Source organism: Xanthomonas cissicola, assembly GCF_008801575.1.
GTDB lineage: Bacteria > Pseudomonadota > Gammaproteobacteria > Xanthomonadales > Xanthomonadaceae > Xanthomonas > Xanthomonas cissicola.
Map to the genome: position 1 here is coordinate 1 of NZ_VZPL01000054.1, position 20,284 is coordinate 20,284.

19 protein-coding genes are annotated in these 20,284 nt (G+C 65.3%); 7 read left to right on the forward strand and 12 right to left on the reverse strand.

From position 1 onward, the window contains the following. The first annotated feature begins 288 nt into the window (after nucleotides 1–288). On the forward strand, nucleotides 289–834 hold the full coding sequence (locus F7R02_RS18450; protein ID WP_338117386.1) for a hypothetical protein: 546 nt from the start codon (nucleotides 289–291) through the stop codon (nucleotides 832–834). A 149-nt stretch (nucleotides 835–983) separates the two neighbouring features. Here the strand turns inward: F7R02_RS18450 and F7R02_RS18455 are convergent, their stop codons facing one another. The 4 genes from F7R02_RS18455 to F7R02_RS18470 form a co-directional block, all read right to left on the reverse strand. Beyond that, a complete protein-coding gene (locus F7R02_RS18455) occupies nucleotides 984–1,400 on the reverse strand; it encodes a type II toxin-antitoxin system VapC family toxin (RefSeq protein ID WP_078591023.1) in 417 nt (138 codons plus the stop codon). Then, entirely contained in the window at nucleotides 1,397–1,651 is a 255-nt protein-coding gene (locus F7R02_RS18460; protein ID WP_005916676.1) for a FitA-like ribbon-helix-helix domain-containing protein, read from the reverse strand. Before F7R02_RS18460 ends, F7R02_RS18455 begins: the two co-directional genes overlap by 4 nt. A gap of 140 nt (nucleotides 1,652–1,791) precedes the next feature. After that, on the reverse strand, nucleotides 1,792–2,898 hold the full coding sequence (locus F7R02_RS18465; RefSeq protein WP_078591022.1) for a type II toxin-antitoxin system RelE/ParE family toxin: 1,107 nt from the start codon (nucleotides 2,896–2,898) through the stop codon (nucleotides 1,792–1,794). Beyond that, nucleotides 2,885–3,091 carry a hypothetical protein gene (locus F7R02_RS18470; protein ID WP_003489327.1) on the reverse strand — a complete coding sequence of 69 codons (207 nt, stop codon included), beginning with the start codon at nucleotides 3,089–3,091 and terminating at the stop codon, nucleotides 2,885–2,887. Before F7R02_RS18470 ends, F7R02_RS18465 begins: the two co-directional genes overlap by 14 nt. A 238-nt stretch (nucleotides 3,092–3,329) precedes the next feature. Between F7R02_RS18470 and F7R02_RS18475 the strand changes: the two genes are divergently transcribed. Continuing rightward, a complete protein-coding gene (locus F7R02_RS18475; RefSeq protein WP_078591021.1) occupies nucleotides 3,330–3,857 on the forward strand; it encodes a CcdC protein domain-containing protein in 528 nt (175 codons plus the stop codon). A 25-nt stretch (nucleotides 3,858–3,882) separates the two neighbouring features. On the opposite strand, the gene F7R02_RS18480 is transcribed toward F7R02_RS18475, so the two are convergent. Then, entirely contained in the window at nucleotides 3,883–5,148 is a 1,266-nt protein-coding gene (locus F7R02_RS18480; RefSeq protein WP_015463799.1) for a phospholipase D-like domain-containing protein, read from the reverse strand. Nucleotides 5,149–5,330: 182 nt separating this feature from the next. Continuing rightward, a complete protein-coding gene (locus F7R02_RS18485; RefSeq protein WP_005916661.1) occupies nucleotides 5,331–5,474 on the reverse strand; it encodes an RNA 2'-phosphotransferase in 144 nt (47 codons plus the stop codon). 251 nt (nucleotides 5,475–5,725) lie between these two features. Here F7R02_RS18485 and F7R02_RS18490 point away from each other — a divergent pair, with 251 nt between their 5' ends. After that, entirely contained in the window at nucleotides 5,726–7,087 is a 1,362-nt protein-coding gene (locus F7R02_RS18490) for an MFS transporter (protein WP_005916658.1), read from the forward strand. Nucleotides 7,088–7,206: 119 nt separating this feature from the next. Here the strand turns inward: F7R02_RS18490 and F7R02_RS18495 are convergent, their stop codons facing one another. The 5 genes from F7R02_RS18495 to F7R02_RS18515 form a co-directional block, all read right to left on the reverse strand. After that, the gene (locus F7R02_RS18495) at nucleotides 7,207–9,417 is read right to left on the reverse strand and encodes an FUSC family protein (RefSeq protein WP_078591020.1); all 2,211 of its coding nucleotides are present in this window, start codon (nucleotides 9,415–9,417) and stop codon (nucleotides 7,207–7,209) included. After that, nucleotides 9,414–10,874: an efflux transporter outer membrane subunit gene (locus F7R02_RS18500; protein ID WP_078591019.1), complete on the reverse strand. Its 1,461-nt coding sequence runs from the start codon at nucleotides 10,872–10,874 to the stop codon at nucleotides 9,414–9,416. Before F7R02_RS18500 ends, F7R02_RS18495 begins: the two co-directional genes overlap by 4 nt. Beyond that, nucleotides 10,871–11,803 (reverse strand): efflux RND transporter periplasmic adaptor subunit, encoded by a 933-nt coding sequence (locus tag F7R02_RS18505; RefSeq protein ID WP_167521062.1) that lies wholly within the window; start codon nucleotides 11,801–11,803, stop codon nucleotides 10,871–10,873. The genes F7R02_RS18500 and F7R02_RS18505 overlap by 4 nt, the downstream gene beginning before the upstream one ends. Next, nucleotides 11,800–12,018, reverse strand: a complete 219-nt coding sequence (locus F7R02_RS18510) for a DUF1656 domain-containing protein (protein ID WP_016850515.1) — start codon at nucleotides 12,016–12,018, stop codon at nucleotides 11,800–11,802. Before F7R02_RS18510 ends, F7R02_RS18505 begins: the two co-directional genes overlap by 4 nt. An 89-nt stretch (nucleotides 12,019–12,107) precedes the next feature. Then, nucleotides 12,108–12,560: a MarR family winged helix-turn-helix transcriptional regulator gene (locus tag F7R02_RS18515; protein WP_078591017.1), complete on the reverse strand. Its 453-nt coding sequence runs from the start codon at nucleotides 12,558–12,560 to the stop codon at nucleotides 12,108–12,110. A 130-nt stretch (nucleotides 12,561–12,690) separates the two neighbouring features. Between F7R02_RS18515 and folE the strand changes: the two genes are divergently transcribed. Genes folE through F7R02_RS18530 form a run of 3 tightly spaced genes read left to right on the forward strand, consistent with a single transcriptional unit; the run spans nucleotide 12,691 to nucleotide 15,470 of the window. Continuing rightward, nucleotides 12,691–13,293 carry a GTP cyclohydrolase I FolE gene (gene folE / locus F7R02_RS18520; protein ID WP_003489347.1) on the forward strand — a complete coding sequence of 201 codons (603 nt, stop codon included), beginning with the start codon at nucleotides 12,691–12,693 and terminating at the stop codon, nucleotides 13,291–13,293. A 19-nt stretch (nucleotides 13,294–13,312) separates the two neighbouring features. After that, nucleotides 13,313–14,782 (forward strand): DUF3375 domain-containing protein, encoded by a 1,470-nt coding sequence (locus F7R02_RS18525; RefSeq protein WP_078591016.1) that lies wholly within the window; start codon nucleotides 13,313–13,315, stop codon nucleotides 14,780–14,782. Then, entirely contained in the window at nucleotides 14,769–15,470 is a 702-nt protein-coding gene (locus tag F7R02_RS18530; protein ID WP_078591015.1) for a DUF4194 domain-containing protein, read from the forward strand. Before F7R02_RS18525 ends, F7R02_RS18530 begins: the two co-directional genes overlap by 14 nt. A gap of 86 nt (nucleotides 15,471–15,556) precedes the next feature. Here F7R02_RS18530 and F7R02_RS26435 read toward each other — a convergent pair whose 3' ends face one another. Beyond that, the gene (locus F7R02_RS26435; protein ID WP_167521060.1) at nucleotides 15,557–15,925 is read right to left on the reverse strand and encodes a hypothetical protein; all 369 of its coding nucleotides are present in this window, start codon (nucleotides 15,923–15,925) and stop codon (nucleotides 15,557–15,559) included. Nucleotides 15,926–16,231: 306 nt separating this feature from the next. Here F7R02_RS26435 and F7R02_RS18535 point away from each other — a divergent pair, with 306 nt between their 5' ends. Continuing rightward, entirely contained in the window at nucleotides 16,232–20,254 is a 4,023-nt protein-coding gene (locus tag F7R02_RS18535; RefSeq protein ID WP_078591014.1) for an SbcC/MukB-like Walker B domain-containing protein, read from the forward strand. Nucleotides 20,255–20,284 lie beyond the last annotated feature (30 nt).

The window sequence follows — 20,284 nt, forward strand, 5'->3', positions numbered from 1 at the left end:
CGGCCTGCTTCAGCGTGGCGATGATCTGTGTCTCGGTGAACTTCGATGTGCGCATGGAACCTCCTGACTTGGGAACGATGCCAGAAAGATCTACTTATGCGGTGTCTGCGGATCGGGGGAGCTTACGAGGTCAGCGCATCCGATCTGCTTTTTCTTAAATGGTACCGTTACGGTGATATGAGTCGAGGTGTTCGGATTGGGTTCTTAAAGTCTCCGTTTGTTTGGTCAACAATAACGGAGTGGTTTGGAACGAAATCGTTCACGCATCAAAACGGCAGGATGCGATCTGTGCCGCAGAGCTATGGATTCAAGATTCATGGTGTAGAAGCGCCGTTTGGCATAACAACACCTTTCGGCAATGGGCACATACTTGTTCCAGATCCGTCTGCGGATGCAGAGAAATTTGGCGGGGCAGTTTCTTATGTGGATGATCCGGAAGTAGAGGTTGCTAAATTTTCTCGCAGCGACCCAACATCAACAACATTATTTGGACGTGCCTCTGATATTGCGCGTATTAAATCCAAAGAATGGGAGGATCAAGAAGAGTACCGTTACGTATTAATGGCGTTCGAAGGGCCAAAACTAAGCTTTGCCCGCGCTCCTTCAGAGTATAGGAGCGCGTTGCTCAAAATGATGCAGGAGAAAGGAGGGGGGCATTCAAATCCCTCAGAATCCCTTTACATCGACATTCCGATTTCTGAGGAGGATTTCGAAGAAATGGAGGTGATACTTGGCCCAAAAATCTCACCCGCAGATAAAGACGCTGTGCGCGAAGCGGTAAGCGCCTTTGCTCCGTCCGCGCACTTAAAAGAAAGCGCACTAAAAATTCGATGACGAACGTTCGGTTGCAAGCTAGACACCCTTATCAACGGATTAAAGGAAATCATGTATTTAATGGCAACGTCTGAGAATGAAATCGAATGCCGAATGCCGAATGCCGAATGCCGAATGCCGAATGCCGATTTATGACCGAAAATGCCGTATCAACTCCAAGGGTTAATGACCTCTAACGCCATCGCCTCGAATGGTGCCGTGTCGCGAGTGGCAACGGTCAATCCTTGCGCGGCTGCCGTTGCAGCGATGTAGGCATCGGCGCGCCCGAGTGTAAGTCCTGCGGTTCTGGCTTTCGATGCAAGCGCCGCAAATGCGTGTGATGCATCCAGATCGAATGCGAGCAGGCGCCCGTCGAACAGTGGCAATACCTCGCCCTCCAACCGAGCATGCAAGGTGGATCGCTTTCGGCCCTTGGGCATCACGGCAATACCGAAACGGAGTTCAGCCACCGTCACGACCGACAGGAACAGTGTCTCGACAGCTTGTGAATCGATCCAGGCGACGACCTGCGGATTAGGCTGAGGCCGCCAAAGTTCGGAGATGACATTGGTATCGAGCAGGATCACTTCAGACCGATCGGCTTGATCGCCGCCTTGCCGCGCAGCTTGTCGAAGGCATTGGCCTCTTTTGCGGTCAGGCCGGCGTCGCGGCCGATGCTCACCAGCAGTGAGCCGAGTTTGACCCGGTCTGCGGGTTTGGCCGCCAATTCAAGGATTGCGCGGATCTCCGCTTCGGTGCTGCGGCCATGAAGTGCAGCCCGCGCGCGGATCGCGCGATGCACGTCGTCTGGGATATTGCGGACGGTGAAAGAAGGCATATGGCCCTCCCGGTGACATCAGGGTGCTTGCACTTTAGAGAAGTGCAAGCACTCAGGCAACGTCAGCACGCCCGGTATCGGATGCAGTCATTCCCGCATTAGCGGGTAAGTGGAATCCGGGGCCAACCTGGCCCCACCCCTCACCGATACGGCCCCGGCCCACGCCAGACCGGTTCGCCCTGGCGGTAGACCTCCATCATGTTGATGACCTCGCGCGCGTCGCCGATGGTCTTCAGCTCCGGCGAATCCGGTGGCAGCAGGCGGCATTTGCTGGAGCCGCGTTTGAGCGCGACATCCAGCGGGCAGATCATGCGTTGCTGGGTGCCGGGCAGGATGATGGCGATTTCCTGCATGCCTTGTTCTTTCCAGGCGCGCAGCTGGGTTTCGCTGCGCACGTCGTAATAGACCTGGAAGCCGCCGATATCCAGGCTGGGCTGGGCGTTGTTGCGGTCGTTGCGGCGGCCCTGGCTGATGGTGGGGGTGTTGGCCATGCCGTCTTCGGCGCCGTCGGCGGGTTCGTCGAGCATGCCCGGCGGGCGGCCCGTCCAGGTATCCGGGCGGCGCTGGGCGGATGCCGCCGGCGGTGCGGGCGGTTGCGGCGGCGTGGGCCGTTGCTGGCGATGCGGCTGGCGGCGTTCGGCCAGGTTGCCTTGCGCGGTATCGCCCTGCGGCGGCACCGGATGTTTGGCTTGCTGCACCAGCGTGGACTGTACCGGCGAGGCAGCCGGTGGCGGCTGCACGGGCGTGGGTGTCGGTGGCACCGGGGTGGGCGAGGGCACCGGCTCATCGGGCTGCGAGGTGTCGCCGACGAAATCCACCTTGATGCGTCCACCGCTGGCCGAGCCCTGCGGCGGGGTCATGGTGGGGGTGGAGGCCGACAGCAGGATCAGCAACATCAGCACGTGCAGCAGCGCGCTGATCAGCGCGGCAATCCACGGTTCGATGCGTTCGATCAGCGGTTCGGTGCGTGGCAGCCAGTCGCTGGCATCCAGATGGACGTGCAACACCTGCAGGGCGCCGTCACGCACGCGGTAGACCAACACATACGGGGTCTGTTTGACCACCCATTCGCGGGTGCCGGGCACGCGGCCAACGCGGCCGCAGCCTGGTTGCTCGGCCAGAGTGCGGGTGGCTTCCAGCACCTGCCGCGCCATCGCAGCAGCGGCGGTCGGGTTGAGCGCGTGGTAGTGATCCTGGGCGTGTGCAAGCTGCGTGGCGGCCGGGACGGTCCAGTCACGCCGTAACATCAACGCCCCATCCGGCGAACAGTGCGCTCACCTGTGCCGGAGCCGTCAACGCGCCCTGATCTGCAGCGGCAATCCCTTCCTGCACCGCGGCCAGGAAGCTGGCGTCGGCCACGACGCGGACCACCTCGCCCCATCCAGCCGTCTCGGGCAGCGTGTCGATCAGCGTATGGGCGTCTTGCTTGATGGCGGACATGGCACGGCGGAGGGGGAGCACTGCGCAAGTCTACCCGCGCCGCTCCTGTTCGCGTGTGGCAGGCGCTGGCGTCCCCGCGCGGCGTTCACCGGACAGGCGGCAAGCGCCTGCGCGGCAACGGTCTGGGCAGCGACCGGCGGTGCTGCCGCCTGTAGAAAGTGACACTTGGCACCTTGTTCGTGCCCATGGCTGGTTTCATTCTGCGCGGGTCGCTCCACTCATCCGCAAAGGACTCGCCATGCCCGCCGCTGCCATCGCACCCCTGACGCCGTATCTCTCGATGGCCGCCATCGGCTACCTCTACTACCGGCGCATCCGGCGCAGCTTCGGCCGGCAGCAATGGAAGCCGTTGGCCACGGCGGTGCGCAGCGCCGTGCTGCTGATCGCGGTGGCAGCACTGGCGTTCGCGGTGTACGGCTTGCCGCAGGTGCGGCTCGGTATTGCCGCAGGCACGCTGGTGGGCATCGGCCTGGGTGCGCTGTCGCTGCGCTACACGCATGCCGAATGGGTGGATGGTCAAGGCTGGTACACGCCCAATCCCTGGATCGGCGGCGGTTTGATGCTGGTGCTGCTGGGGCGCCTGGCCTGGCGCTGGGCCGATGGCGCGTTCACTGCCGGTGCGGCGGCGGCCGGTTCGCAGGCCAGCCCGCTGACGCTGGGAATCGCCGCGGCACTGGTGCTGTACTCGCTGGTGCACGTGGGCGGGCTGTGGTGGCGCCTTCGCCAGCTGCGCTTGCAGGCAGGCGCAGCGGGGGCGGCACGCTAACACCGCCGTTATCGGCCCTGCGCGCTCACACCTGCGAGCGGAACGGGAACACCAGTTTCTCGCCGAGCTTCTGCCGCAACGGTCGCGCGCGCCAGCGCTCCAGCGAATACTGCTCGGCGCGTTGCAGATCGCGTTCGAATACCTCGGTCATGCGTGCGGCCAGCGTGCGGTCGTAGACATTCAGGCTGGCCTCGTCGTTGAGGCGGAACGAGCGGATGTCGAAATTGGTGGAGCCTACCGAGACCAGCAGGCCGTCGATGATCAGCAGTTTGGTATGCAGCATGGTGGGCTGGTATTCGTGGATCTCGATGCCGGCCTGCAGCAGTGGCTCCCAGCTGGCCTTGGAGGCCAGCCGCACCGACACCGCATCGATGTGCTTGCCGGGCAGCAGCACGCGGATGCTGACGCCGCGACTGCGCGCTTCCAGCAGCGCGCGGGTGATCAGCGCATCGGGCACGAAATACGCCGCGGCCAGGTCGATGGTGCTGCATGCGGCGGCGATGGCGATCAGATACATCAGGTGCATGCTCTCGCTGCCGCCGGCCGGCGAGGCCACGAACAACTGCGCATCGCTGTCGCCGACCGCCTCCAGCGCCGGGTAGTACCGGGCGCCATTGACCACGCGGCCGGTGGTCTTGATCCAGTTGTCGTTGAAGGCGGTCTGCACCTGCGCCACCACCGGGCCCTCGATGCGGTAGTGGGTGTCGCGCCAATGGTCCGGATCCTGCGCGTCGCCCATCCACTGGTCGGCCACGCCCACGCCGCCGGTGAAGCCGATACGGCCGTCGATCACCAGCAGCTTGCGGTGCGTGCGGTTGTTGATGCGGTGCAGGTTGTACCAGGCCAGCGGGCGGTAGCGGTGCACGTCCACGCCGGCCTCGGTCATGGTGTCTACCAGCGCATGGTCCATCTTCAGGCTGCCGCCCCAGTCGATGGTGACCCGCACATCCACCCCGGCACGCGCGCGCTCGGACAAGGCGTCGCTGAATTCTCGGCCGATCTCGCCCGACCAATAGATATAGGTTTCGAACGTGATGGTGTGCTGCGCGCTGCGGATGGCCTCCAGCATGGCCGGAAAGATCTCGCGGCCGTTATTGAGTACGTCGATCCTGTTGCCGGGCAGGATGGCCGGCCCCAGCAACACCGACATCTCGCGCTTGAATTGCGGATCGGCAACGTCGTAGAGGTGTTTGGGGATGTGCTCGAGCTTTTTCTCCGGCGTGGCGAAGTTGAGCAGCAGCAGCCCCACCAGCAAGGTGACCGCCACGGCGGCCACGATGATCCATGTCATGCATCCAACTCCGGTTCCCATGCCATCGACAGCCCCAAGCGGCCGGCATTCTGGCAAGCCGGGCGTCATGGGGGCCGTGAAGGGGGATGCGTCCGGCGTCTGTGCGTCTCCGTGCCGGCCCAGGTGCTGGCCGGCACCGCGCACCGATGCCGCTGGCCGGCAGGCCAGCGGCGCGCCTCAGCTCAGCGCGGGCGGGTCAGGAACGCTGCCGGAACCTGCGCGGTGAGCCATACGCCGTTGTCGGCCTTGAAGAACGGCAGGCCGTTGCGATGCATGCGCCCGGCGTCGACCCGCAGCACCACCGGCTCGCCGTAGCGCTGCCCCACCGATGCGGCGCTTTGCCTGTTGTTCGCCTCAAGGCTGCGCTGCCGGAATCTGCGGCGCCTGCCGATGTCGCCCGGTCGTGCGTGCTGTTGCCCGCAGCCGCAAGCGACACACCGACGACCGTCGAAAGCGGGCTGAAGCGCGCGCCGCTGCCGGCCGTTGCCAGGCCTGTATATGCGCCGAAATGCTTACATGCGTCACACAAGCGCGCACCTATACTCCGGGGCTGTCCCACCGAAGAGGTTCTGACCGCATGAGCGCACCCCCATCGTCTCCGATCGCTGCCGGTTCTGGCACCGCTGCCGGTAGCCTTCGCCGCTCGGTGTCCAACACGCTCAAGGGCTCGGCCGGCAACCTCGTCGAGTGGTACGACGTCTACGTCTATTCGGTGTTCGCCACCTACTTCGAGTCGCAGTTCTTCTCCAAGGAAGACAAGAACGCCACCATGTTCGTGTGGGCGATCTTCGCGATGACGTTCCTGATGCGCCCGATCGGCGCCTGGTATTTCGGCCGTTTCGCCGACCGTTATGGCCGCCGCCTGGCGTTGACCATTTCGGTGTCGGTGATGGCGCTGTGCTCGTTCGTCATTGCGATCACGCCCACGGTGGCCACCATCGGCATCGCTGCGCCGATCATCTTGCTGGTGGCGCGCCTGCTGCAGGGCTTTGCGACCGGTGGCGAATACGGCACCAGCGCCACGTACATGTCCGAAGCGGCGATTCCGGGCCGGCGCGGGTTCCTGTCCTCGTTCCATTACGTCACGCTGGTTGGCGGGCACGTGCTGGCGCAGACCACCTTGCTGGTGATGCTGCATTTCTTCGATGCCTCGCAGGTCTCCGAATGGGGCTGGCGCGTGGCGTTCGGGCTGGGCGGCATCGGTGCGTTGGTGGTGTTCTGGCTGCGCCAAACCATGGACGAGTCGCTGAGCTCCGAATCCATCGCCGATTCGCGCACCGGCAAGGCCAAGGCGTCGGGCTCGATGCGCGAGCTGTTCGTCAACCAGTGGCGCCCGCTGCTGCTGTGCTTCCTGATCACCGCCGGCGGCACGATCGCGTTCTACACCTATTCGGTCACCGGGCCGAAGATGATCCAGACCGCGTTCGCCGGCGGCGACGTGATGGCCGGCACCATCATCAACCTGGTCGCGCTGACCGTGCTGATGCTGATGCAACCGGTCGGCGGCTGGCTGTCGGACATCGTCGGGCGCAAGACCTTGCTGGTGTTCTTCGGCATCGGCGGCGTGCTCTACACCTGGTTCCTGGTGATGGAACTGCCCAAGCAGACCGACTGGCTGACCGCGTTCGTGATTCTCACTGTGGGCTTTGTGATCCTGACCGGCTACACCTCGATTAATGCAGTGGTGAAGGCGGAATTGTTCCCTACGCATGTGCGCGCGCTGGGCGTCGGTCTTGGCTACGCGTTGGCAAATTCGGCGTTCGGCGGCACCGCGCCGTTGCTGTATCAGGCCTCGCTGAAGACCAACCAAGTGACCGAGTTCGTGATCTATGCGACGGCGGTGATTGCGGTGTCGTTGGTGGTCTACATGTTCTTCCTGACCAACAAGGGCAGCAACTGGCTGGACGACGAAACGGCGATGCATCAGCGCAAGCGGTGATGAGCGCGCGCGGGCTGGCTGTTTCCTTCTCCCTGCGGGAGAAGGTGCCCGAAGGGCGGATGAGGGTACGAGCGAGGCCTCGTGTAGTTGGAACGACACAAGGGCTTCGCCCCGTACCCTCACCCCAACCCCTCTCCCGTAGGAAGAGGGGCTGACGGCGGCCGAGTGTCGGCGTTCCCATGGGTATGCAACGCCTTTTGCGCAAACACGCTGTAACGCAAACCAATCAACCCCAACAACGCTTCATCACGATGCGCGCCTGCCGGCACTTTGCCCACGCGCGCCAGGGAAACATCCAGACGATCACGCAGAGATTCCGGCCCATGCAACGGACGCTTCTGCGCAACCTGCCGCCGGTAGTGCGCAGCCACATCGCCCAGAATCGCGTCCACTGCATCGCGACTGGACGCCGGCAAACCATGCCGTGCGCGGCGCAGCTGCAGGATGTTCAAGCCCACGCGCACTTCGTTGAGCATATCCACCGAGGCCAGGTCGCTGCCTTCCGGGGTCAATGCCAGCCGGGGTGCGAGCAGGCCAAGCAGGTCCAGCATGCGGGCGGCGAAGTGCTGCCGGTCCTGCGCGCCGCGGCCCTCGGCGGCATCGGCCAGCGTGCGCCAGCCCTGGCGCACCAGCCGGCGCGCGCTCCATTCGGCACCCACCGAGCGGAACAAGCGCGTCAGCACCACGGCAAATCCAATCCCCAGCACCATCGCCACCGCCGCGTTGACGAAACTCTGCAGGTTGGCGCTGTAGGTGTTCTGCAGGCTCAGTAGCGCGGTGAGGTTCACCACCAGCGGCAAGGCGATCAGCATGCTCTTGGGGCGATGCAGTAGCGCGCCCAATGGCAGGAAGCCCGCCGCCAGCACCAACACCAGCGTCGGGAAATCGTGGATGGCCGGGAAGATGCCGAACTGATAGATGCCGGCAACCACGCTGGCCACCACCGCCCAGGTCAGGAACGACAGCATGCTCGGCGCAGGGTCGTCCTGGGCGGCGAAAAACGCAGCAGTGACCGCAGCCATCATCGCGCCGTTGCCGCCGCCTTCCCAGCCGATGCCGATCCACAACACGCAGTACGCCATCAGCGCGAAGCCGGCGCTCAGCGCGGAAAACGCGGCCATGCCGAAATCGATATGGCGGGTGGTGCTGGCAGCTCCCGGCGCGTCGGTTGTGTTGCGCGGTGACCGGGTAAGGCGCTGCAGCACTGAAGGCTGCATGCGCGAATGCACAGCAGGTTCGCTTTGTGCAGTGTCAGCCAGTTCGGATGATTCGGCCGTTGCAGGTGGTCTCGCCGCAGCCGGCATCGCGCGCAGCATCGGCGTCGCCGTGCCGTGCACCACCGCCTGCTGCAGCGCGCGGCAGTCCTGCCACAGGTCGAGCAACTCTTCCAGCAGCAGCAGCAGGCTGGCCAGCAGCAGATGCTCGATGTCCTGATCCACAACCGGGCGTAGTGCAGCGATGCGTGCGCGCAAGGCGCCGACGTCCGCATCGCTGGATGCTTCCTCGCCCTGGTCCACATAGGCTGCGACGTCCTCCAGCAGCGCGACGGTGGCGAGCGGCAACGCAGACCCATCGCGCTGCAACGCATCCAGCCGATCAGCCATCGACGACAGCACCGGCAACAGCATCAGCATGCGTGCGCGCAGCTGTTCCAGCGCAGGCACGGCGCCTGCATGGCGTGGGTCGTCGTGGCGAACGAAGGCGATCAAGGCCTCGAACTGCACCAGATCGGCCGCCAGCCGATTGCGCGGTGCCTGCGATGGGCCGCGCTGCAGCACCTGGCGGCACCACTGCGCCGCGTCCTGCATCCAGTTACCGATCCGCGCGGTGAGCATCGGCTTGACCGAGGCCGGGAACAGCAGCGACGCGAAGAGCACCGCCATCACCGTGCCCAGGATGATTTCTTCGCTGCGGGCCACGACGGTGTCGAAGATGCTTTCCGGCGAGGTGACCGCAGGAAACCCGATGAACGCGGTGGTGTAGCCGGCCAGCAGGAACGCATAGCCGCGCGGGCCGCGATTGAGCAGCGCCAGGAACAGGCATGCCGAAAGCCACAGCGCCATCGCCGCGCTCAGCAGCAAGGGCGTTTCCACCAGATTCGGCAGCATCACCAAGGTGGCCACGCCGGCCAGCACGGTGCCGAGCACGCGGTACACGCCCTTGGCACGGGTGGGGCCGAGCAGTGGTTGCGAGACGATGTAGACCGTGGCCATTGCCCAGTACGGTCGCGACAGATTGCCGGCCAGCGCGACATACAGCGCCGCGATCGAGGCGGCAAAGGTCTTGGCCGAAAACAGCCAGGCCTGGCGATCGCGCAGCAACGGAATCATCGCGCAGCCTTGGTGGTGTTGCGCCCGGCGTCGGCATCCCAACCGCCGCCCAGCGCCAGAAACAGCTGGATCTGGTCCTGCGACACCTGCGCTTGTGCAGTGGCCAGGGTCATGTCGGCGGTGGCCAGGGTGCGCTCGGCGTCCAGGCTGGACAGGTACGGCGTGCGCCCACCCTGATACAGGCGCCGGTTTTGCGCCGACGCCAGCTCGGCCTGCTGTTGCGCCTGTTCCAGCAGATGCAGGCGGTCCAGATCCTGCGCATAGCGCGACAAGGTGGTCTGCACTTCGCGCAAGGCCTGCAGCACGGTGTTGTCGAACTGCGCCAGCGCAGCGTCGGCGCCGGCTTCGGTGGCGCGCACCCGCGCACGTGCGCCGCTGGAGGGCAGCGTCCAGGAAATCAGCGGGCCGAACGACCACGCGTGCGTGGCCGGCTCGCCGAAATCCGCCAGCAGGCCGGTGGCGCCGATCGAACCACCCAGGCGGATGTCCGGGTACAACTCGGCGGTGGCCACGCCGATGCGTGCGGTGGCGGCCGCGAGCCGGCGCTCGGCCTGGCGCACATCCGGGCGGCGCGCCAGCAGCGCGCGGCCATCGCCGATCGGGATCGGCTGCTGCAATGCAGGCGCGTGCGCGCAGCTGTCCACGCCGGCCGGCACCTCGCCGGGGGTCTTGCCGAGCAGCGCGGCCAATTGGTAACCGGCGGCCTGGCGGCGCGCGCGTAGCGGCGGCAGCGACGCTTCCAGCATCGCCACCTGTGCGGTGGCGCGCGCCAGATCGGGCGGCGTGCCGCGACCGGCCGCGATCAGGCGTTGGGTGATCTGGCGACTGTGTTGCTGCAACTGCAGCGAATGCTCGGCCACCTGCAACTCATGGTTGGCGTGGCAAATCTCCACATAACTGCCGGCCACCTGCGCGGCCACGCTGACGCGCGCCAGATCGATCGCCGCCTGCGCCACCTGGGTGTCGGCGTGCGCGGCTTCGGCACCGCGCTGCAGCTTGCCGAACAGATCGAACTGGTACGACACGCCGAACTTGCCATCGGCCAGGTTGAACACCGGCAATTTTTCTTCCTGCAAAAACGCCTCGGCCGACACCTGCGCGCGGCTGACGCCGGCTTCCACTTCGTAATCGAAACCGCCGGCATCCATGGCCTGTTCGTAGACCGCAGCGGCGCGACGCAGATTGGCACCGGCCACCTTCAATTCGACGTTGTCGCGCAGCGCCTGCTCGATCAGGCCATCCAGCATCGGGTCCTGATACAGCGCCCACCAGCGCGCCGGCAGCGCGGCACCGGGTTGCACCTGCGCGTTGCCGGTGTCCAGAAAGGCGGCATTGGCGGCCGGCCGCCGGTAGGCCGACTCGGCCGGCACGGCGTAGTTCGGGCCGACCGTGCTGCAGGCAGTGAGCATGCTCAGCAGTGCGGCCACTCCCAGCGGACGCAAGATCGTGCGGTTCATGGCGCCGCCTTGGCCTGCACACGGGCAGGCGCGACGGCCGGGGTTGCCGGAGCCGTATTGGCCGTGTCGGGCAGAATGCTCACCGTGGCAGTGCGCCCTGCGATCAACTGCACATGCGCAGGTACGCGATCCAGCACGATGCGCACCGGGATGCGTTGCGCCAGCCGTACCCAATCGAACGCCGGCGTGACATTGGGCAATGCGCCTGCGCTGCCGCTGCGGTAACGGTCTTCGATCCCGGCGGCGATGCTCTGTACATGCCCCTGCAGCGTGACCGGCTCGCCCATCAGCTGTACGTCCACGCGCTGGCCGGGGTGCACGCCCTGCAGGCGGGTTTCTTCGAAGTAGCCATCGACACGGAACGAGCCGGTGTCCAGCACCGCCACCACCGGACGCCCGGCGTTGACGTAGTCGCCCACGCGCACGGTGCGGTCGCTGACGCGACCGTCGGCCGGGCTGCGCACCTGAGTGCGGTCCAGGTTGAGCTGGGCCAGATCCACCGCCGATTGCGCGGTGGCCACTGCGGCTTGCGCCTTTTGTACGTTGGAGCGGCGCACTTCGGCATCTTCGGCGGCGACCAGGTCCTGCAGGCTGCGGTCGCGCGCGATCTCGCGGCGCAACTGCGTCAGCGTGGCCCGGCGTTCGGCCAACGCGGCGCGCGCCTGTTCCAGCGCGATCGCGTAGCGCGCCCGGTCCACCACGAACAGCAATTGGCCGCGCGTCACCGGCTGGTTGTCGGCCACGGCCACCGACTCCACCAGCCCGGAGACATCCGGCGCCACCTGCACCACATCGGCGCCCACGTGCGCATCGCGCGTCCACGGCGCCTGCATGTAATACCGCCACAGGTGCTGCAACACCAACGCGGCCACCACCACCATTGCCAGGGTCAGCAGTGCCGGCCCCGCGGTCTTGATCAGCTTTTTCACGATTGCATCCAACGGGTAAGGAAGAACAGGCCGCCCAGCAGTGCGATGTACAGCGCCAGGTTGAACAGCGCCGGGTGCCAGATGTAGCGGTAGGCGCCAGCGCGGGTCAGCAGCGCGGCGATGCCGCTGTTGAGCAGATAGGCCAGCGTCATCAACGCCAGCAAGGTGGGTACGAACACACCGTAGAGACTGAATTCGCCGTACATCGGGCACATCCTGGAGTAAAGAACCACAACACCCGATGCAGCGCGCACGGGCATCGGAAAGGGCACAACGGGCGTCGCGCGCGACGCCAACAGCCGACTCAGTCGGCCTGGCTCAGCCGCGCATGCGCCTGCGCGATCTGCTCCCACAAGGTCAGTACCACCTGCACGTCGGCATCGCTGAGTGCGCCAAACACCTGCGCACGCAGTGCGTCCAGGCGGATCTCGATCTGGCCAACCAGCGCCTGGCCTGCATCGGTGAGCCACAGCTGGTTGGCGCGGCGGTCGCTGCTGTCGGCCTCGCGGCGCAGCAGGCCCTGCGCGGCCAACTTGTCCAGCAAGCGCACCAGCGAGGGGCCTTCCATGCCCAGTTGCTGGGCCAGCGCCACCTGACGGATGCCACCGCCGGAGCGCCCAACCATCAGCAATGGCCCCGTGCAGGCGCTGGACAGGTCGAACTCGGAGAACGCCTGGTCGGCCAAGCGTTGCCACTGACGGGCGGCCACCAGCAGGCCGGAACTGAGCTGAGCGCGTGGAGAAAGAGCGGTTTTCATAATAGGTAGGATGCTATCAATTCATAAATGAATCAATAGTCACTGAATATCTGCATGCTGGCGCAACCGCCACTGGGGCGGCCGGGCAGTCCTCAGGTACCATGCTCGCCCCCTTTGGGTGCACCTGCGCATGAGCCAGTCCAACCAGCCCGATTCCCCCGTGACCCAGACCCAGGCCGAAGAGGCCGTGCGCACCCTGTTGCGCTGGGCGGGCGAAGATCCCACGCGTGAGGGACTGCTGGACACACCGCGCCGGGTGGCCGAAGCCTACGGCGACTGGTTCAGCGGCTATCGGGACGAACCGCGCGAATACCTGGAACGCACGTTCGAGGAAGTGGCCGGCTACGACGAGTTGATCGTGCTGCGCGACATTTCTTACGAAAGCCATTGCGAGCACCACATGGCGCCGATCATCGGCAAGGTGCACGTGGGCTATCTGCCGCGTGGCAAGGTCGTCGGCATCAGCAAGCTGGCGCGCGTGGTGGAAAGCTATGCGCGCCGCTTCCAGGTGCAGGAAAAGATGACCGCGCAGATCGCCCAATGCATCCAGGACGTGCTGCAGCCGCTTGGCGTGGGCGTGGTGGTGGAAGGCGCGCACGAGTGCATGACCACCCGCGGCATCCACAAGCGCGGCGTCAGCATGGTGACCTCCAAGATGCTGGGCAGCTTCCGCGAAGACGCGCGCACCCGCGCCGAATTCCTGCAGTTCATCGAAGTGGGCGGCAAGCGTTGAGGCAGTCGCGGCAGCGCCCATGAAGCACCAGGCCCGTATCGCCGGCTATCGGCAACTGCGCGAGCAGCCGGTATGGAAACTGCTTGCCGCCGACCACGCACCCGAACTGATCGGCCTGCTGCAGACGGTGCTGATGGATGGCGAACGCCGCCTGCCTTCGGCGGTGTTGCACGAGCGTTTGCAGCGCCAGCTCGACGCCTTGCGCGCTGACGAGCTCTCGCGTGAACTGCCGCGCACCGCACAGGCGTATCTGGCGCATTGGTTGGCACAAGGCTGGCTGGAACGCCGCCTGCCCGAAGGCGCAGTCGAAGAAGAATACGAACTCTCGCGTGCCGCGACCCAGGCCATCCGCTTCATCGTCGGCCTGCGCGAAAGCAGCAGCAGCGCCACCGAAAGCCGCCTGTCGCTGGTGATCCAGCAACTGGTGCAGTTGGCCGGACAGACCGAAGCCGATCCAGAGCTCCGGCTGGCCGCGCTGCGCGACGAACGTGCGCGCATCGATGCCGAGATCGAACGCGTGGCCTCCGGCCGTGTGGCGGCGCTGGACGGCAAGCGCGCGCTGGAACGTGCACGCGACCTGATCCATCTCTCCGACGAGCTGGCTGAAGATTTCCATCGCGTGCGCGACGACTTCGAGCAGCTCAACCGCCAATTCCGCGAGCGCATCATCGACGACGAAGGCGCGCGCGGCGACGTGCTCGAACAACTGTTCGACGGCGTGGACGTGATTGCAGACAGCGAAGCCGGGCGCACCTTCGAGGCGTTCTGGAGCCTGCTCAACGACACCCAGCAAAGCAGTCAGCTCGACCAGGCGCTGGATGCGCTGCTTGCCCGTGGGTTTGCCCGCAAGCTCGATCGCCGCGAACGCGCTTTTTTGCGCGGGCTGACCGGCACGCTGCTGGAGCGCGGTGGCGAGGTGCACACGGTGATGCAGCATTTCGCGCGCAGCCTGCGCGGTTTCGTGCAAAGCCGTGGGTATCTGGAACAGCGCCGGCTCAATCAATTGCTCAAGCAGGCGCAGGGCGAAGCCTTGCAATTACGCGACAGCCTGCACGCCACCACCGCCACCGGCTATGTGCAGCCGCTCAGCAGCAGCCGCCTGCGCTCGTTGTCGCAATGGCGGCTGCACGATCCACGGCTCACCCAGGTCGATGGACGCGTGCAGGCCGCCGACGCGGCCGAGATCTCGCTGGACAGCGTGGGCGATCTGGTGGCGCAATCGGAGATCGATGTGCGCAGCCTGCGCAACGACCTGCATGAGCTGCTCGGCCAACGCCCGCGGCTGACCATCGGCGACGCCTTGCAACAACGCCCGGCCGTGCAGGGCCTGGGCAGCGTGATCGGATACCTGTCGCTGGGCACGCGCCACGGCATGGTGATCGAAGGACAGATGGAAACGGTGCAATGGGAAGGCAGCGACGGCGCCGTGCGGCGCGCACGCATTCCCTTGGTGTGGTTTACCCGGGAGAAACGCAATGAACTGGTCTGAGGACACTGGCCTATACACCGACGAGGAAACCGGGGCGCCGGCCATCGACGACCGCATGCCGATGGCGCAAACATCCAGTGCCGAGCCGCGCGGCGAGCTGTTTTTGGGCGACACCGGCACGCTGCCGTTCGATGCGCGGCGTGCGCTGTGCCAGTTGCTGGCAGGGCCCAGCATCGATGCGCAACGTCACGGCGCGCTGTGGCCGGCGTTGTTGCGCAACGAGGTGGCGATCCGCCAGGTGCTGTGCGAGCTGTTTCTGGAGTTGGTGCTCGACCGCGAGGGCGGGGTGGCCTTTACCCGTCAGGCCGACACCGCAGAGCTGGAATCGCCCACGCTGCTGCGCAGTGCGCCGCTGACGTTTATCGAGTCAGTGTTGCTGCTGTTCCTGCGCCAGCAACTGGCCGAGGCCGACACGCGCGGCGAGCGTGCAGTGGTGGACGAGGCGCAGTTGGTGGAAGCCTTGTCGGTGTACGAAAAGAACGTGTCCACCGATCGGGCGGGCTTCGCGCGGCGGGTGATGACGGCGATCGGCAAGATGCGCGACAACCAATTGCTGTCGCGCTTGCGCGGCAGCGAGGAGCGCTATGAAGTGTCGCCGGTGTTGAAGCTGTTGTTTTCGGCAGAAGATGTGCAGGCCTTGGTGGTGGCGTATCGGGAGCTCCGTGAGGGCGAGGTTGCGCTGGATTGATGCCTCTTGGATCTCCCTTCTCTCTCCGGGACATTGTCCTCCTTCATGGGGGAGAAGGTGCCCGCAGGGCGGATGAGGGGCTGGTGTCAGGCGGTACTTGAAGTGTTACGGGTTGTATTTGGTAGAGCAAAGCTTTTACGCCCTTGCGGGCGCGAGTCACTTTTCTTTGCTTGTGCAAAGAAAAGTAACCAAAAGAAAGCACACCCCGTCCTCGCGCCCTGCGCGCCTGCGCAAGTCCGGCAGAAATTTTTGTAAGGAACATCCATGTCCCTTACAAAAACGTCGCGCATCCATGCGCGCCGCCCTGCGGGTTGTCTCTGCCGGCCTTGCCGCTGCGGCATGGGGCCCCGACATGCAAACTGCAACTGCAACTGCAACTGCAACAGCAACAGCAACTGCAACAGCAACAGCAACAGCAACAGCAACAGCAACAGCAACAGCAACAGCAACAGCAAAGCAGTAAGGCTGGGATGCGGTAACGGAGACGGGGTGATGGTGGTCGCGATCGGCCGATGTCGAAAAAGTGGGTGGTGCAGGTGCTCCAAGGACCGCAATTTTCTGTCGCATGCGCGCGACCTTCGCACAACCCGGTCCAAGGCACCTGTTTGTGTAGGAGCGACCCTGGTCGCGAGGCCGTCCATGCACTCCATTCGCTACCCTGCTCAAGTTCTTCCCGTAACACCGCACCACAAGGAACTGCTTCACCGCTCGTGATGGTCTGTCCTTGGCGTCTCTTTCGTTTCGTTTTTGGTGAGTGAGCAATGAATTCCCAGTCCAATCTGTCGCCGGCGCAGCCGGGTGCCTCCTTGTTTGCCGAGACGCTCGCCGAGCAACGTGCGCAGCAGTTCCGCATGCGGCGCTTGCAGGTGCACAACTGGGGCACCTTCAATGGGCTGACCGAAGTGCCAATCGCGCAGAAGGGCTTCCTGTTCGTTGGGCGTTCGGGCTCGGGCAAGTCCACCTTGCTGGATGCGATGTCGGCATTGTTGACGCCGCCGAGCATCGTCGACTTCAACGCTGCCGCGCGCGAAGCCGAACGCAGTGGGCGCGATCGGAGTCTGGTGTCGTATGTACGCGGTGCGTGGGCCGATCAGCAGGACAGCGCGTCCGGCGAAATCGCCACGCAATACCTGCGCAAGGGCGCCACCTGGACCGCATTGGTGTTGGAGTACGCGAACGCGCATGGCCAGACGGTGAGCCTGATCCGGTTGTTCTGGATCGCCGGCAGCGGTAACGCGGCGGCCGATGTGCGGCGTCACTACATGGTCGCGCCACGCCGTTTCGACGTGGCGACCGAGCTGGATGGCTTCGATCTCGACCTGCGCAAGCTCAAGGCGCGATTGGGCGATGAAGTTGCGCATTTCGACGGCTTCGCCGGCTATGCCGAACGCTTCCGGCATGCGCTGGGCATCGGCAACGAGATGGCGCTGCGGCTGTTGCACAAGACCCAGTCGGCCAAGAACCTGGGCGATCTCAATGCATTCCTGCGCGGTTTCATGCTGGACGAGCCGCGGACCTTCGAAGCGGCCGACCGGCTGGTGGAAGATTTTGCCGAGCTCGATGGCGCGCACCATGCGGTGGTCACCGCCCGGCGCCAGGTGGAAACCCTGACCCCTGCGCGCGAGCACCACGCGGCGCTGATGGCGCTGCGCCACAGCGTCGGCGAGTTGCGCGAGTTGCAGCTGGGCGTGGACAGCTACCGCGAGCAGCAGCGGCTGGCCTTGCTGGAGGAGCGGCTGCAGGAGCTGGACAACCAGGACCGTGGACTGGCCGGCGAAGAAGGCCAGCGCCGCGAATCGCTGGATAACCACGAACAAAAACTGGTCGGCCTGGAGCGCGAGCAGCGCGCCGCCGGTGGCGAGCAGGTCGAAGAACTGGAACGCGAACGCGCACGCGTCGAGCGCGAGCGCGACGAACGCCTGCGCCGCCGTGCACAGATCGAACAGGCCTGCCGCCAGCTCGGTACCGCCCTGGCGGCCGGCGCCAGCGGCTTTGCCGCGCAGATTGCGCATGCGCAGACCGTGCTGGATAACGGCAAGCACGACGCCAGCGCGCTGGATGACGCCATCGCCGAGCGCATGGGTGCGCGGCGCGACGACGAGCGCCGCTTTGCCGAGATCCGTGCCGAACTGGAGGCCCTGAAACGCGCGCCATCGAGCATGCCGGCACCGATGCAGGCCTTGCGCGCGCGGCTGTGCGAAGACACCGGCATTGCCGAGGCCGCGCTGCCGTTCGTTGGCGAGCTGGTGCAGGTACGCGAGGACCAGACGGCCTGGCGCGGCGCGATCGAGCGTGTGTTGCACGGCTTTGCGCAATCGCTGCTGGTGGACGAGCGGCATTACGCGCAGGTCAGCGAATGGGTCAACCGCACCCATATCGGTACGCGCCTGGTGTACTTCCGTGTGCGCCGCAACGACGAGCTGCATTCGCGGCGGGTCGATCCCGGCGCGCTGCCCGGCAAGCTGCAATTGCGCGAGCACGCCTTTACCGAATGGCTGCGCAACGAGCTGACCCGCCGTTTCGACTACGCCTGCGTGGACAACGCCGCAGCGCTGCGCAACGCCGACCGCGCAATCACCCGCGAGGGCCAGGTCAAGCATCCTGGCGATCGCTATGAGAAGGACGACCGCCATGCGGTCAACGACCGCAAGCGTTGGCTGCTCGGTCACGACAACCGCGACAAGCTCAAGGTGTTCGAACGCGAAGCGCAGACGCTGGCTCAGCGCATCGCCAGCTGCGATGCCGATGTGGCAGCGCTGCGCAAGCAGCGTGAGCAGGACCAGGAACGCCAACTGGCCGCGCACACCCTGGTGGAGCGCGACTGGGACGAGATCGACGTCGGCCCCAAGCTGCAGCGCCTGAGCGATATCGACGAACAGTTGGTGCAGCTGCGCGAAGGCAACAGCGGCCTGCGTGCGCTCGGCCAGGCCATCGACACCGCACGCACCCTGCGCGAACAGGCCAAGCGCACCTACGAAGATGTGCGGCTGGAGCGCGCGCAACTGGCGCGCGAGCGCGTGCGGCTCGAACAGCAGCAGGCGGCCTGCGCGGGCCGCGCAGGTTCCGCCACGCTCACGCCCACCCAGTTGCAGGGCTTGCGGGAACGGCTTGCCGCATTGACGCCGCTGTCGCTGGACAATCTGGAAGCGCATTTCCGCGTGGTCGAACGTGGCCTGGCCGAGCAGCTGGCCGACAGCCAGGGCCGCGACAGCCGGCTCAGCGCGCAGTTGCTGGAGTGCTTCCGCAAGTATTGCCAGCAATGGCCCGAAGACAGCGGCGATTTCACCGTGAGCCTTGCCAGCGCCGACGATTTCCTAGCGCGTCTGGACCGGCTGGAAAGCGATGGCCTGCCGCGTCACGAGCATCGTTTCTTCGACCTGTTGCAGACCCAGAGCAAGAACAACCTGCTGGCCTTGCAGCGCCACACCGCCGAAGCCCACAAGGGCATCAAGCAGCGCATGGACGAGGTCAACGCCAGTCTGGAGCAGGTGCCGTTCAATCGCGACACCGTGCTGACCATCGAGGTCGGCGACCGCCGCCTGGCCGAGGTGCAGGAATTCCAGCAGCAGTTGCGCGCGGTGCTGTCGCATCAACAGACCGAAGACCGTGCCCTGGCCGAAGCGCAGTTTTCCACCTTGCGTGCGCTGGTGGCACGCCTGGGCGCCCAGGAACCGGAGGCACGCCGCTGGCGCGAACAGGTGCTGGATGTGCGCCTGCATGTGGAGTTCATCGGTGTGGAACTGGACGCACAGACGCGCGCGCAGGTGGAGATCTACCGCAGCGGCGCCGGCAAGTCCGGCGGTCAGCGCCAGAAACTGGCAACCACGTGCCTGGCGGCCGCGCTGCGTTACCAGCTCGGCGGCGAAGACGGCGAACTGCCGCGCTACTGCGCGGTAGTGCTGGACGAAGCCTTCGACAAGGCCGACAACGAATTCACCGCACTGGCGATGAATATCTTCGAGAACTTCGGCTTCCAGATGGTGGTGGCCACGCCGTTGAAGTCGGTGATGACCTTGGAGCCCTTCATCGGTGGTGCGTGCTTTGTCGAAATCAGCGGCCGTCATAACTCTGGCGTGTTGCTGATCGAATACGACGAGCAGGCACAGCGATTGAAGCTGCCGGAGCGCTCGCGCGGCGATGAGCCGGCAGTTGCCGATGCCACTGACGCTGCGCCGTCGATCGAGGCTGCGGCCGAGTCAGCAGGAGTGCAGGGCGCTGCAAGCGCAGATGGCATGGCAACCAACGGCGTCCCAATGCACACGGCATCGCCTGCGACGGAGGAGACCCCGCCCGCAGCGCAGGAAACGCAGACTGGTCAGCGCAAGCCGGCAGTCGCGACGACGAGCAAGCAGAACAAGACCGCCAAGACCGCATCTTCCACGCGTGCTGCGGCACAGCCTCAAGCAAAACGCCCGAAGAAATCGCCTTCGCGCACTCCTGCTCTGGCTGGCAAGCCGGCATCCAACAAACGCCCAGCGGGCGTGCCGGCGGTGTCGTCAGGAGTCGCATCCAGGTCCAACGTGGGCAAGACCACTCGGTCTTCAAAAACGCCGGGCAAGCCGATTGCGGCCACAAGCGCATCCAACGCCACATCCAGGAAGGTCGCCGCCGCATCTGCGGCATTGAAAACTGCCGCAGCCAAGCCACGTGCAACAGCCGCATCGACTGGTCAGCCAGCGCGCGGCGCCGGCAAGACAACCTCGACGCGTGCGGTGGCTAAACCGTCGCCGGCCACAACGCGGGGCGCCAAGACAGGCGCCCCGCAGGCGCGCCGCAAACGCTGAAAACAATTCAGGGGCGATGCCATCTGCAGG